The 14,189-nt window shown below is 46.8% G+C and carries 6 protein-coding genes; 1 reads left to right on the forward strand and 5 read right to left on the reverse strand.

The genetic code is table 11. The features are described from left to right. The first annotated feature begins 455 nt into the window (after positions 1–455). Complete coding sequence (mgrA, locus tag FDP09_RS18065) at positions 456–1,445, forward strand: L-glyceraldehyde 3-phosphate reductase (RefSeq protein ID WP_137403995.1); 990 nt, start codon at positions 456–458, stop codon at positions 1,443–1,445. A gap of 421 nt (positions 1,446–1,866) precedes the next feature. Here the strand turns inward: mgrA and FDP09_RS18070 are convergent, their stop codons facing one another. From FDP09_RS18070 to FDP09_RS18090, 5 genes are all read right to left on the reverse strand, one after another. Beyond that, the gene (locus tag FDP09_RS18070; protein ID WP_137403996.1) at positions 1,867–3,627 is read right to left on the reverse strand and encodes a glycoside hydrolase family 9 protein; all 1,761 of its coding nucleotides are present in this window, start codon (positions 3,625–3,627) and stop codon (positions 1,867–1,869) included. A gap of 3 nt (positions 3,628–3,630) precedes the next feature. Continuing rightward, a complete protein-coding gene (locus FDP09_RS18075; protein ID WP_229683337.1) occupies positions 3,631–6,969 on the reverse strand; it encodes a VCBS repeat-containing protein in 3,339 nt (1,112 codons plus the stop codon). A gap of 415 nt (positions 6,970–7,384) precedes the next feature. Continuing rightward, positions 7,385–8,656 (reverse strand): glycan-binding surface protein, encoded by a 1,272-nt coding sequence (locus FDP09_RS18080; RefSeq protein WP_137403997.1) that lies wholly within the window; start codon positions 8,654–8,656, stop codon positions 7,385–7,387. Between the two features lie 216 nt (positions 8,657–8,872). After that, complete coding sequence (locus tag FDP09_RS18085) at positions 8,873–10,537, reverse strand: RagB/SusD family nutrient uptake outer membrane protein (RefSeq protein ID WP_137403998.1); 1,665 nt, start codon at positions 10,535–10,537, stop codon at positions 8,873–8,875. Positions 10,538–10,557: 20 nt separating this feature from the next. Beyond that, entirely contained in the window at positions 10,558–13,716 is a 3,159-nt protein-coding gene (locus FDP09_RS18090; RefSeq protein WP_137403999.1) for a SusC/RagA family TonB-linked outer membrane protein, read from the reverse strand. Positions 13,717–14,189 lie beyond the last annotated feature (473 nt).

Raw genomic sequence — 14,189 nt, forward strand, 5'->3', positions numbered from 1 at the left:
CCAAGTAAAATGAAACATAAAAACAACCAAGGTTTCGAGTATCAAAAACTACTTAATCTCTTTTCCTTTACGTTGATACTAAGATGAATATTATTTTTTTAACAAACAACAAATTTTCATTTTTTATATAAAAAAATGCTTTTTGTATATTGTTTTAGATATTTCATATAAATTCTTGCATAAATACAAACTTTTATCCAGTACTATATTTCTGAATCAATTTTTAAATAGTCAAGCATAAATTAATGCCAGTTTTAAGTGATAAAACTTTGTTAAAATGAGTACTTTTTTTTTTAAATTGTTCACGCTCTCTTTTCCACATATCTTTCATTCAAATAAGGAGCATCCTTTCCCGATCCATCACAAACAATTTTGTACTTTTCCTTCATTAACAGAGGGCAGCACTTTGGCATTTATTATATTGGAAGCTGAAAAAAACATCAACCAAAAATCCTATGAACTACCAACCTGCCCAAAACCGCTACGAAAAAATGACTTATCGTCGATGCGGAAATAGTGGGCTAAAACTCCCCGCCCTTTCATTGGGACTCTGGCATAACTTTGGCCATGTGGATGTGCTTGAAAATTCAAGAAAGTTGTTGCAGCTCGCTTTTGATGCTGGTATCACTCATTTTGACCTGGCCAATAATTATGGCCCACCTCCGGGGTCTGCTGAAGAGAACTTTGGCAAAATCCTTAAGAGCGACTTTCAGGGATACCGTGACCAATTGGTCATTTCTACCAAAGCCGGTTATTATATGTGGGAAGGCCCCTATGGCGAATGGGGCTCCAAAAAGTACCTGGTATCCAGTCTTGACCAGAGTTTGCAGCGTATGGGACTGGATTATGTGGATATATTTTACCACCATCGGCCAGACCCAGACACTCCACTGGAAGAAACCATGGCTGCGCTAGACCTGATCGTCCGTCAAGGCAAGGCACTCTATGTAGGCATCTCCAATTATCAAGCTCGAGACGCCGCCAAAGCTATTGCTATTTTACAGGAACTTGGCACTCCATGCCTGATCCACCAACCAAAGTACTCTATGTTTGAACGATGGGTGGAAGGTGGACTGCTGGATATACTTGGAAAAGAAGGCGTCGGCTGTATCCCCTTTTCACCCCTTGCCCAAGGGATGCTTACCGATAAATACCTCCATGGCATTCCCGATGATAGCAGAGCTGCCAAATCCCATGGATTCCTCCAAAAATCCGCTATCACAGAAGAAACACTGTCCAAGATCAAACAACTAAACGAACTCGCCTCTTCACGTGGACAAAGCCTCGCCCAAATGGCCCTTTCTTGGCTGCTTAAAGATGACCGCGTCACCTCCGTCCTGATAGGGGCAAGCAAGACCTCCCAGCTGGAAGACTCCCTAAAATGCTTGGATAACCTCCACTTTTCGGACGAGGAACTGAGCTCTATCGAGAAGATTTTAAAATAATGCCCTAGGGCAATTAACCTCAGTTCGATTATAAAACCGTCACTGCGAGGCTTATAGGGAGATTTCAGGGGTGGAAGCCGTGGCAGCTCGCCGCGGCGAGTTGCCACACCCTTTTCCAACCCACATCCTCCTAAAAAGGGTTCGTATGACGCTTTTTATACTAAAATTAAGTCGAGCTCAGGTCAATTAAGAAAGAAGCTAAACCATGTTGTCATCCTGACGACAGGAAAGATCTCCTAAGGTAAATTTGCTTGCGAATCCTCCTGTCGTCGGAATGGCCAGTATACCACCGTTGAATTGGCGTTATACCCCGGGGCACAAATCTCCTATTTTGGAGAATTCCTGATTTCACTCTTCAACACGCCCGGAAGCAGTTTCAAATTTTGTCTCAAATCTCGATACTCACTTCTTAACAGGCCATTTATGGTTGTTCCATAGCCACTACCGCTCCCAACAAATAGGCCATTGGGGCATTCCAATTAATCGTAATTTCATTGCTGGCATAGCTGCAAAGATGATCTACATAAGATTCATCAAAAACAGTGGAAGGATAATCACAACCATCCTGCTGGCCAGGGTTGGGGCCTCCTACCAACAACCCTGGAATCGGCTCTTCGACATCATCAGCTTCTGAAATCCTATGGTGTGGATGCATGGGCGACTTGGCACCAAAACCCGTAACGAAACAATATCCCGTAGCATTTCTGCCTAATAAATAGTCTAAATTGGCCATGGCCGCTTCTAAATAAGCGGGATCCTTATCAAAGAAATACAACTGGATAAGCGCTATGCCTTGATTGGCGGCCACTGCATTACTGCCCCACACAAAATCCTTTGGATCCTTTCCCATCACTGACTGAAAGGAAGTGGTGTTCATTTGGCCCAACCAATCTGCTCCGGTGGCGCTCAAAGAAGACCTTAAAGAGGCTACAAACGGCTGCAGTGCTTCGAGCTCATCCGCCTTCCTCAAAAGTGAATAATACCCCAACCAAGCCACATCACTCCAGCTCGGTAAAGAGAAACTTGGAACATCATCGAGAGGTATCTTTTCCAAATAAGCACCATCACTGGTGTTGAGGTAAAGCTCACAGGCAGCCCAGATCCATTCGTCCTGCAAGTTTCCATCGCCATAGGCACCTGTATTGATATCGGGATCGTAGTGGTCATTGAGCTTCTGCTGGTCATAGAAACGATCAGGATGTTCAGTTGCCCATTTCCAAGCCGCTTCCGCTTGGGCTTGCCATTTGTCAGCCTTGTCTTCCAAACCTTCCACATCCTTCATCACCCTGGCAGCTTGTGCCATGAAAGCCGCAAAATCTAAAGTAGCAGCAGTGGACTTGCTCACCACATATCGCTTTGCCGTGGCATTGACGGGAGTCACCATGCCTTCAAATTCAGCCGTGGTCAATTTATGGTACACGCCACCATCTAATGGATCCTGCATCCGCTCCATCCAGTCCAAATTCCACAAGATTTCATCCAAAATATCCGGAATGGCATTCTGGCTCTCGGGAATATCCCAGCTTTTTTGGTCAAAATAACCTGGAAAATCCTCGAATAAGGACAAAAGTGTCCCCATAGATATACCACTATTGACGATGTACTTGTTATAATCCCCGGCATCATACCATCCTTTTGGAGCTGATAGGACCGTTTCCTCGCTCTTGGCATCACTTACCGCCGAAGGATGGACAAAGACCTTATCATCCCAGTGTCCTGCCGCACGCGCCCATTTACCGGCATGCTCGGGCTCAAGCGCAGTAGATGCCCGCTGAAAATAAAACCCTTTCAGCACTGCATCCAATACCTCGTCATACACATCTTCCCGAATGATGACCGGGTAGGATTTGCCTAATCCTTCTATGGTGATATGGTAAATTCCTGGCTGTTGAATACTGCTAAAATCAGCTTTCCATGCTTCTCTTTGAGGTACTTGATCTTGGGCTACTTTCACCAAAGTACCTTCATACACTTCCTCACCGGAGAGGCTTTCGATCACTTTAAACATTTCTCCTTCTCCACCTTCCTTGATGACCGCCACTTTTTTACTGGAAGGATAATGGCCTACTTGGTTTATGCTGATGGCTTCGGTCAGCTGGGCAAAAGACCTCTTTTCCTGGCAACCCAGCAGCAGAAGTGCCCATCCAATAAACATTCGATACAAATAATCAGTTTTTTTCATAGGTTATTGAGGGTTTTTAAGGGATGTTTTTCGAAATCTAAGCAGTGGCCCGTCATGTACACCCACCCACAACTCTTCACCAACCTGCATCGTACTGCGCACATCACCGGTAATCCTAAAACCACTGGCTAATTGATCCACATACCGGTATTGGCCCGTCTGATCCATTTCCAGCAGTACCCCGTGGTTGGCATCAGTATCACCTAATTTTATCCGGGTTTGGTGGATATTTCCCCCTAGCCATAGCTGTTTTTTCCCGGGAGCGGTGAGTGACACTATGCTGAAGATCGGGGAAAATTGAGCCTGAATGGGCAAGGCCACCGGAGCAAATTTTCCTGATGATGCCTGTGAAAACATCATCGTCTCCAACGTCGTAGCTTGATAGTTGCCGGCCCCTTCCAGTTCTTTTTCAGTAAATATATCGTTGATCTTGGCCTCGGAATAGCTAGCGTAATTGTCAAACGCTGTACGCTTCATACTGATTTGTTCAAACAGTTCATCCCGGGTGACATATGGATAGGTTTCGCCTTGGATGTAGAAGGACAATATGGGATCCACGGCACCATTTCCATCAAAATCCTTGAACAGCAGTTCGGCAGGCTCCTCTTGGCTTGCCCTGATCTGGGAATTTAGCCCAAGGTTACCGGCCATCAGCTCTGGCCTTCCATCCGCATCCAAATCTTCCACCAGCAGTGTGTTCCAGAGCCCGATGTACGATTGATCAAAATAATCTGTTGTCACTCGCTTAATTTCTCCATCCACAAAATCAAACACCTCAATGCCCATCCAATGGCCTACGACTATCAATTCCTCCTCCCCATCATTGTCCAAATCGGTAACCTTTGCATCCGTCACCAGGTGTAAGGGCAAAAAGGCCTCGTTCAATTCTTTGGCTGCCAATTTAAATTTCCCTTGGCCATTATTTAGCAGCAACTTAGAAGTGTAAGACTCGGGAAAACGTCCCGGCATCACTGCTCCCCCCATAAAAATATCCGGAGATCCATCCGCATTGTAATCCCATGCCACCACAGCACCCGTGCTTTCATTTATGTGCGGCAAAGCCTCAGAAGCCAATGTAAAGTGTCCCTTCCCATCATTTTCATACAACCGATCGATCAGTAACGCTGCACCCGGTGATAAATCGTGATAGCCGCCACTGGCTACATATAAATCCTGGTCGCCGTCACTGTCTGCATCCAAAAATAATGCGGCAGCGTCCACCGCATCTTTACCTTGTTCGAACGAAGGTAGCTCCACCGCTTGGTATTCCTGGCTCCCCATGGACAGCAGCAAGCTAGCGGCCTGCCCTTTTCCTCCCCCAAAAAACACATCCGGCTCGCCATCATTATTGACATCGGCTTTGGCCATTACGGGGCCTAAGGTACTTTGTGGATTGATAAGCAAGGGCTGTCTTTTAAAATCGTTGAACAGGACATCCTTATGGGTGACGAGGGCAGATCCATTTACCTCTTCCCAAATTGACTTCTGTATTGCTTTAGGACCAACCGTCTCTTTTTTCGCCTCTTTTTGCGTCAGGATCAGCCGCTGATTGGTCGGGACGGCTGTTATTGTCTGACGGGAACCATCCCTCCATACCACTTTCACCGAATCGATATTTCCCTCGGCCAACCCAAAAGTAAGCACTGGGCTTACACTGGATTGGTACCCCCGAAAGGGCATTTGCTCGAGCAGCTGTTGCTTATCGCCTTGATATACCCAGACCTTTGCGCCGATGCCAAGGGTGTTGGTACCATTGCCGGTTAAGGACACTTGCAGCCACTGGTGATTTGGACGCTCATTTCGTTGGTTTTCGTAGATAAATGCCTCCAAATTCACGTTGTTGACGACCAAATCCAAGTCTCCATCATTGTCCAGGTCTCCGTAGGCCGCTCCATTGCTATTCGAAAAATGGTCAATTCCCCAAGTGTTACCTTGGTCGGTAAATTGAAGGTTCCCGCTATTTCTGTAGATATAGTTTTTCACCTCGGAAGATGGCATCTGCTTGATCAATTTCAGTATATCCTCTTTGGCCATCGCTCCCACATTAAAAATAGAACTGCGGTACTTGATAAAGTCCAAATTCGTAAAGTCCCTCAAAAAACCGTTGGCTACAAAAAGGTCTTTCCAGCCATCCTGATCAAAATCCGCCCACAACGGTGCCCAGCTCCAGTCTGTATTGGAGACACCGGACAACTGGCCAATCTCACTGAAGGTCCCATCGCCATTGTTCAACTGGAGCATATTTCGCATATATTGGTGGTGAAGGCCCACTTCGTGAAAAAGGTTAAAATGTTCATAATTGTCCTGAGAGGATAAGAGCTTTTGCCTTTTATTCGCTTCCGGAAGCATGTCCAAGCTGATCAAGTCCACCAATCCGTCATTGTTCACATCAGCGGCATCACTGCCCATGCTGTACAAACTGGTATGCCCCATCCTAACACTCAACTCGTCACGAAAACCATGGTTTTCCTGCTGGATGTACAAATAATCAGGGGCAGAATAATCATTGCCAATAAAAACATCCGGCCGATGATCCTCATTAAAATCAGCTATGCTCAAGCCCAGGCCATAGGAAAGCGGGCTTTCGTCCCATCCCACCTCGGCAGTAATGTCCACAAACTTCCCCTCCCTGTTTTCCAGTAACTTGGAACTGGAATGTTTGTCCTTTTGCGACAGGATATACTCAAAAGACATGGCATCTAAATTCCTGAATAAGTCAGCGTTATGATTGAGCAGTACGGCGTCCAGATCACCATCTCCTTCAAGGTCAAAAAACGCTGCGGAAGTGGTATAGGCAGGATCATCCAATCCGTAAGCCGCTGCTTCTTCCTTAAAATAGGGAATTCCTTCCTCATCGGCTCCTTGGTTGATAAAAAGCTGGTTTCTTCTTTTATCCTCCGACAGTTCGCCACTATAGCAAACATAAATATCCAGCCATCCATCTCCATTGATGTCCACCATGGACACTCCCGTAGCCCAAGAACGCGGCTTTCCGGCGACATTGGCGGCGAGGGTGATGTCCCTAAATTGCATTTCCCCTTGGTTTAAATAGAGCTTATTGTCCACCATATTCCCGGAAAAGTAACTATCCTCCAATCCATCATTATTGACATCGCCCAGGGCAACACCTCCTCCATTATAAAAATACTGGTACTCAAAAACATTCGCCTCTGGGGTTTCGGTGATGGTATTATGAAAGGCCACTCCGCTCTGCTCATGGTCCAGTAATGCAAAAAGTGGATCTGCTTCCCGGCCTTTGGTACCTTCCTGATTATCTGAACAAGACATTAAGCCCATCGTCATCAAGGTCAACAGAGAGGTGTAGATGCTAGCTTTTGTCATTTTGAGTGTTTTATTTTTTGATTAGGCCTTACTTATCAGCAAGATAATTGCTCACAGATTTCCAGAAATACCACACATAAATGTTAAAATATTATGGATGTCAGGCCGAGCGCTTGCCTATCCGGCAATAAAGGAGTCGAGGCCATACGACATCCTGCGACGTTATCTGGCGAAAAAACAGGTCCGCTAAGAATGACTATCGGACTAAACTTCCCTTATCTTAAGAGCATTGCTAGCCCCTAAAGGAGAAATTTGCTGCTGATCGACAGCGAAGTGATGAGGCCGAAAATCGGCACAACCAAGGTTCCTGAGCGCAGCCAAACGTTTACTGAGCGTAGTCAAAGTAAAACTCGAAGCGGCAACTTACCGCTTCGAGAGTTGAAACCATAATCCAAAATTTTAAATCTTAATCGCTTTATTCTTCAGCCCTTACGACACGGACATTGTCAATGCCCATGGTAACTGGAACGGTGGATGAATTAGCGTTTTGTATCACTATTCTTAGTTGTTTCACACCGTCAGCTCCCCCAGCAAGAAAATCGCCATAGGTTGCTAACCTCACATTGCCACTCGTCAGTTGGTTTGCGTTGATAGACACCGTATACCACTGTCCGTCAGAAGTACGCACAAAATCTGTAATCGGAACACTTGCCTGTAACTCATTTCCATTTATATCCGGATACCACAGGTCCAATGTCACTCCTTCTAAGGACGCCTCAGTAATCGTCGCCACCTCCATACGTATATCAAAATCCGCTATTGGAGCACTAGTAGTGTATTTGTCGGCTGGTTCTGTGGGGAATATCTGTTCACCACCCCAATTGGCGAAATTGATCACCTTATCGTTACTCCAACCGTAAGAAGGTGGCAACTCCATATCAATGGCTCCGAAATTGCCATCAATCCCCTCTATCCCTCCAATGGAAGGCACGATCATCTCTCCAGAAATCCCCCAACCCCAGTTCCACGGCCACTCTAGAGCACCGTTGGTATCAAAGTCCGCCACCATGCCATTGCCATCGTAGATTTGGGTTCTTCTGTTTGTAGCCGAGGCACCACTTTGGGTGACGACCGTAATGGAATTGCCTTCAGCAAAATCCAATCCGTCAGGAACGGTCACCGTAAGCCTGCTCCCAGTACTGTTGGTGCTGAATCCATCGGTCACAAATACATCCTCTCCGGGAAAATATACTGTATCGATAAAGTAATAGTACCGCCCAAACAGCGTCAGTTGATCGCCTGCTTTCACGTATTCGTTGGCCACTCGGCTGACCTGTGGTGCCGGTGGCAGGGTCTGGAAAGGAATCGACGTCTCCCCGCCTTTGGTGACCAACCGAAGCATATTGGGCACATCCGGGTTGGTGGCCACGGTGGGCACACTGTCCGTAATGGTCACGATGACATTGTCATTGGTGACATAGGCGGGATTTACCCCTACCGGATAATCATTCAGGTAAACCTGCTGGGTGGTCCCCAAGTTCTTACCAAGAATCGCCAAGGTACTGCCCAGTGTAGCACTGGTAAAAGTACTGTCTGACGTATCCGGATCCGTATAGCGCACACGCTCGATCGAGGGCATGCCGGTCACTTCATCCTCATCTTCCTGGCATGCCAGCGAACACAGCGCCATCGCAAGGATCAAGGCACTGCTGAGGAGATTAAATTTATTTATATGTTTATTTTTCATTGCTTTCTGAGTTATTCGTTAATGGTTTATTGGATTCCAAATCTGCTTTATCATCGGCCTTGTATGGCAGTATCCAGCACTCCCACGTCCAGCAAAACCGCTGTCAAAGATCACTGGCCTTCGAACCCGACCGGTTCCTAAGCAAAACCAAGTGGCCTATGAACGTAGCCGAAAGATTCCTGGGCGTAGCCAAAGGACCGATCACACCCTCCGCCATTATTCCGCAACATTGAAATCGTACGGTACAGGAGGCTTCCTTAGATTTGGAGCTTTCGAAAGCTCTACGGAAGGAATCGGCAAGTGGAAATTACTGGAATTCACATCAAAGAACCTTGGACTGGTATCATCTTCAGGGATTTCCACTTCCCACATCCTTGGGTCAGGAATTTGGTCTGGATAGATCCTAAACGTACCCCGATCCTGGTTGCTCAGCAAGTCATATGTCCGCTGCGGGTCATAATAGTGAAGGCGCGTAAACTCGTACCAAGCTTGTCCCTCCATGGCAAATTCCAATATGCGCTCGTTAAAGATATCTTCCCAAGTGATGGAACTTTTGGTGCTCACACCTGCCCGCTCCCGCACCAGGTTATAGTAGGTCAATGCCTCGGCAGGATCCGTTTCCAGCATTGCCTCCGCATAGATCAAATAAACATCTGAAAGCCGTAAAATATAAGTATTGATTTCTGTGCCTTGCTGCACGACTTTTCCGTCATTGTCCTCAGGTCTGCCCACCACGTATTTTTTTACCCAAGCCCGGGTGCCATAAGGCTGACCGGCATCTTCGCTGGGTGCAGGCACACGCAGCTCCTGAGCAGCACCTCCGGCAGGTACTTGGGTGATATAATCGTAATGGTCTCCGGGAAACATAAACGTGGCTTTCCTTCTTTCATCAAACACCCAATCATCATACAGGTCAAGCACCCACTTGGAGCCACCAATATCACCTCCCCAGCCGTCAGAAAAGCCTGTAATCTCAGACCCAAAGGCCAGAAAAGCCTGTACGGAATTCTGTGCACCCCAAGCATTGAGGTTACCTGCATTATACGTCCACTGAAGGGCTGCCAAGGTCTCTTGGTTATTGTTATTGGCCGTCTTGAACAAGTCCTCATAGTCTTCCATTAGGCTTGCCCCGCTATTGTCGATGACCCGCTTGGCAAAGTAGGCCGCGCTGTCCAGATCATCTTGGTCACGGGTTCCTGAAATCCCTGCTCTGGTCAGGTACATTTTTGCGAGCATGCCTTCAGCACTCCACTTGTTCAGCCTTCCCTCCTGCACGGAACTCTCGGGAAGGTTATCCACTGCATAGCGGAAATCCTTGATGATAAATTGCCAAACGGATTCCACGGTATTTCTCGCAATGGTCGTATCCTGCAGCAGGGTCGTGTTATTGGTAATGATCGGCACAGGCCCCCAGTTTTGGACCAAGTAGTAGTATGCCAATCCGCGCATAAACCTTCCTTCTGCGATTCCGTGTCGCTTGATCCGGTCGGAAACTGCCTCTCCGGAATATTGGACGACGTTATTGATTAGGGTATTGGATTGGCCCACGACATTGTAAAATGACCGCCAGGAGGCTCCATTTTCTGGGGTTTCCCCGGTGGTATTAAACCGCACATTCTCCAATTGATAGGATCCTGAAGTCAGGATCCCCCCTCTGGCATCACCAATACCGTGGGAAGCCTTGTCATTATAGGAAAACCACACGATATTATAAAGTGGTGCGGTACCTGCCAGTACCTGTTCATCATTTTGGTAGAAGTTGGCATCCACGATCGCATCCAATGGCGGCCTGTCCAAAAACTCTTCTCCACAGCCCCACAAGCTAGCGGCAAGTACCAGTCCCCCCACGAGCATCTTGGCTTTTTGAATATATTTTTTCATGACTGTTTTCATTTTTAAATTTAGAAATCAATGCCCAAGCTGAAATTGTACATTCTAGTGGACGGATACCTTCCGTAGTCCACCCCGATCAGCTGCTTATCAGCCTCCACATTATTGCCGACATAGGCACCTACTTCAGGATCATAACCTTTGTATTTGGTCCATGTCGCCAAGTTCTGTACGCCAAAGGAAAGCCTTGCTCCTCGGATGACATTTTGCCAGCCCAGCAACTCTTCATCAAATTCATAACTTAGGTTGATATTTTTCAGCCTTACATAAGAACCGTCCTCTACAAACTTGTCACTTATTCGGGTACCATTACCATTTGGATCTGTCACCGTGATCCGGGGAATGTCCGTTTCTGGATTGCTCAGGTAGGGATTGCCTTCACTGTCGGTTTCCACTTTGGCATAGTCAAAGGTTTCCACCAGAAGGTTTCGGCCAAGGTTGATGTTATTGGGATTGGTATTGTAAAAGCGTGCATAATTAAACACATCCGCCCCAAGCGCTCCCAAAATCAGCACATCTAGTTTAAACCCTTTATACTCGAACGTCTGGGTCGTCCCAAACGTAAACTTGGGCCAAGGATTTCCGATAAATGTCTGATCCCTTTCGTCGATGATATTGTCACCATTTATATCCTTATACTTGATATCTCCGACCCAAATATCATCTTCTCCGATGGGCAAACGCTCACCATTATTATCTGCTGGTATGGCACTCCCCTCAATGTCCTCCACTGATTGGAAAATCCCGTCGTACTGATAGCCATAAAACAGCCAAGGGGATTGGCCAATGACTGCCCGTTGGGTAAAGTCATTCATGTACCAAGCTGTCCGGTCGATAAAGGCAGACTCGGAATAAAACTTGGTAACTTCTGTTTTGAAGCCCGAAAAATTAAAATTGGAACTCCACCGGAAAGATGAGGCCCGGTTATCGATATTGACCGTATTGATTGTAAAGGCATAGCCCCTGTTTTCCAGAGCACCGATATTTACAGTGGGCGTACCGATACTGCCTTCCCCTTCGGTCCCCATGTACCAAGGCAATGGATTAGGGAGCAACAAATTATCTGTGGTCTTCATATAAAAATCACCTTCTACCTGCACCCTGTTACTGAACATGTTCAAATTAAAGCCCACATTATAGGTTTGTGTCTCCTCCCAGGCCAATTCAGGATTTCCATACCGAGTCACCAAAAAACCACCTCCCCATGGCGTGGGAACACTCGGTGAACTAAGCGGCGCATAGATCGCATTGGCACTGCCTTGGTTACCGGTAAGCCCTGTCTCCAAGCGAATTTTCAATTCGTCCACAGCCGCTACTCCAGCCATAAAATCTTCCTCGGATACCCGCCAAGCTGCCGAAACTGAAGGAAAGTATCCCCATCTGTTTTCCGGACCAAAGTTCGCTGATCCGTCTGCCCGAAGTGCCGCCAACACGATATAGCGGTCATCATAGGTATAATTGATCCTTCCGAGATAGGACTCCATGGCCCACTGGTTTTTATTACCGGCATTGGTGGCTCCCTGCGAAGATCCCAGTCCCAAGACCGGAAGATCATTGGAAGTGAAATTTTGCCTTGATCCTTCTATGGATTCCCAATTGGATTCTTGAGCTTCATGGGTAAACATCAACGTTAAATCATGCTTCTCGGCAAAAGTCCTGTTATAGGTCAAGGTCTGCGACCAGTTCCAGTAAAAGCTGTTTTCAGCTTTGTTGGTCAACTCATTCACGTCATTGGTCACAGAACCTAACGTATAAGTAGGTGTCCAAAAATGCCCATTGGCATAGTTGATATTACCGTTCAGCTGGGTCGTAAATCTCAGCCCTTCCATGATGTCAATGCCCACATTCAGTCCACCGAGTGCTTGTCTCCTCTTATAGGTCCTATCCAATAAATTGGCCAGTGCAATCGGGTTTGGCGGGGTGAATTGTAGGCTACTGCCATTCAGGTTATCCGCCCCTCCCCAGCTGCCGTCAGGATTCTGAACAGGGATATTGGGAGCCATCTGAATGGCGTAGTTGATGACATCACTACTACCAGTGGCGAGCTGCTCATCGGTTTCATTCAGGGCCAAATTGACCCCAATGCTCAACCAATCGCGGACTTCATTGTCCAAATTAAGCCGAATGGAATACCGCTCAAATCCGGAGCCAATGGCCACTCCGTCTTGGTTAAAATATTCCCCGGACAGGTAATATTTGGTACTTTCATTACCGCCACTCAGGCTAAGAGAATGCTTGTTCAGCGCAGCAGTCTTATAGAGGGCATCCTGCCAATCGGTACCTTCCCCCAGTAAAGACGGGTCCAAAAAAGCTGCGGGCGGGTCTCCGCCGGTAAGGTCCCGAATGGTATTGGTCATTTCGGCATACTGTTGGAGGTTCATGACAGCCAGATTATCCGGCTTGTCCTGTAAGCTGTAGAGATAGGAATAGTTGATATTAGTCTGTCCTTCCTTTCCTCTTTTGGTCGTGATCAGCACTACACCATTCGTACCACGAGAACCATAAATAGCAGTAGCTGAAGGTCCTTGAAGTATCTCCATTGATTCGATATCACTGGGATTTAGGCCTGCCAAGGGGTTGGTTCCGGAGGTAGGCCCATAGGCAACGGTATTGGGTTGGACCTGGACACCATCTATTACGTAAAGCGGTTCATTTGTCCCGCCTATGGAATTGACCCCCCTGATATTTACAGACAAGCCTCCACCGGGAGCGCCAGTATTTTTGGTCACATAGACCCCCGCTGCACGTCCCTGAATGGCTTGCTCTATGGTCGTGTTGACGGTCTTCTCGATATCATCAGAGGTCACGGTAACGTGCGCACTGGACATATCGGACTTTTTCATGGTGCCGTATCCGACCACCACAAATTCCTCTAGATTGGAAATATCCTCTTCCAGTTGAATATTGACGACACTCTGATTGCCGATGGACACTTCTTGCTGTTTATAGCCGATAAAGCTATACACCAATACATCGTCTGCGTCCGCGGTAATGTTATAGTTTCCCTCCAAGTCTGTGGTTACCCCCTTGGTGGTCCCTTTGATAATAATGCTGACCCCGGGAATGGCTTCTCCATCCGAGGCTGCACTTACCTTACCGGTCACTGTGACCTGGGCATAGGTGATTCCTGCAAACAACAGCAGAAACCCTAAGAGTAAGCATTTTTTCATAGTTATTGAGGTTTATTGTATAAGGTAAAAGCTGAAAAAAGGCAATCCCACCAGCCAAATAAACTCATGGGAAGCCTTTCCCAACAGGTTTAGGTGTAGGATAGCAGTAAGCGGTCGTTACGGTATAATTGCCTTGGCAAAAACTGCCAATTGTAAGCATGTGGCACCCAAGGTAGCTGATACACCGCTAATCCTAAAAGGTGTGAACAATTCTGAAGGAACCGAATGCGTTTCCTTTGCATCAAAATAATATATAGATCTGTCATTGTGGGTTTAGGTTAATTTCCTAATCTAATGTAGGCCTAATAAAAAAATAAGTGGGTGATGAAATGTTTATTTGAAGGGGCGCAAATGTTAACAAACGGTTTAATGGCCATATAAGCTGCCGCAAGCCTTATTTTATCGCTTCTGGGAGGTGAAAAATCAGCCGCTTCATGTTGGTTATGCGAACCGTCACACCCTTATTCCAACAG

The organism is Echinicola rosea (assembly GCF_005281475.1).
Lineage (GTDB): Bacteria > Bacteroidota > Bacteroidia > Cytophagales > Cyclobacteriaceae > Echinicola > Echinicola rosea.

Bases quoted from the DNA above. Each gene is read 5' to 3' on its own strand.
- FDP09_RS18070 (WP_137403996.1), bottom strand. From the start codon at position 3,627: ATGAAAAAAACTGATTATTTGTATCGAATGTTTATTGGATGGGCACTT.
- FDP09_RS18080 (WP_137403997.1), bottom strand. From the start codon at position 8,656: ATGAAAAATAAACATATAAATAAATTTAATCTCCTCAGCAGTGCCTTG.
- FDP09_RS18075 (WP_229683337.1), bottom strand. From the start codon at position 6,969: ATGACAAAAGCTAGCATCTACACCTCTCTGTTGACCTTGATGACGATG.
- FDP09_RS18085 (WP_137403998.1), bottom strand. From the start codon at position 10,537: ATGAAAAAATATATTCAAAAAGCCAAGATGCTCGTGGGGGGACTGGTA.
- mgrA (WP_137403995.1), top strand. From the start codon at position 456: ATGAACTACCAACCTGCCCAAAACCGCTACGAAAAAATGACTTATCGT.
- FDP09_RS18090 (WP_137403999.1), bottom strand. From the start codon at position 13,716: ATGAAAAAATGCTTACTCTTAGGGTTTCTGCTGTTGTTTGCAGGAATC.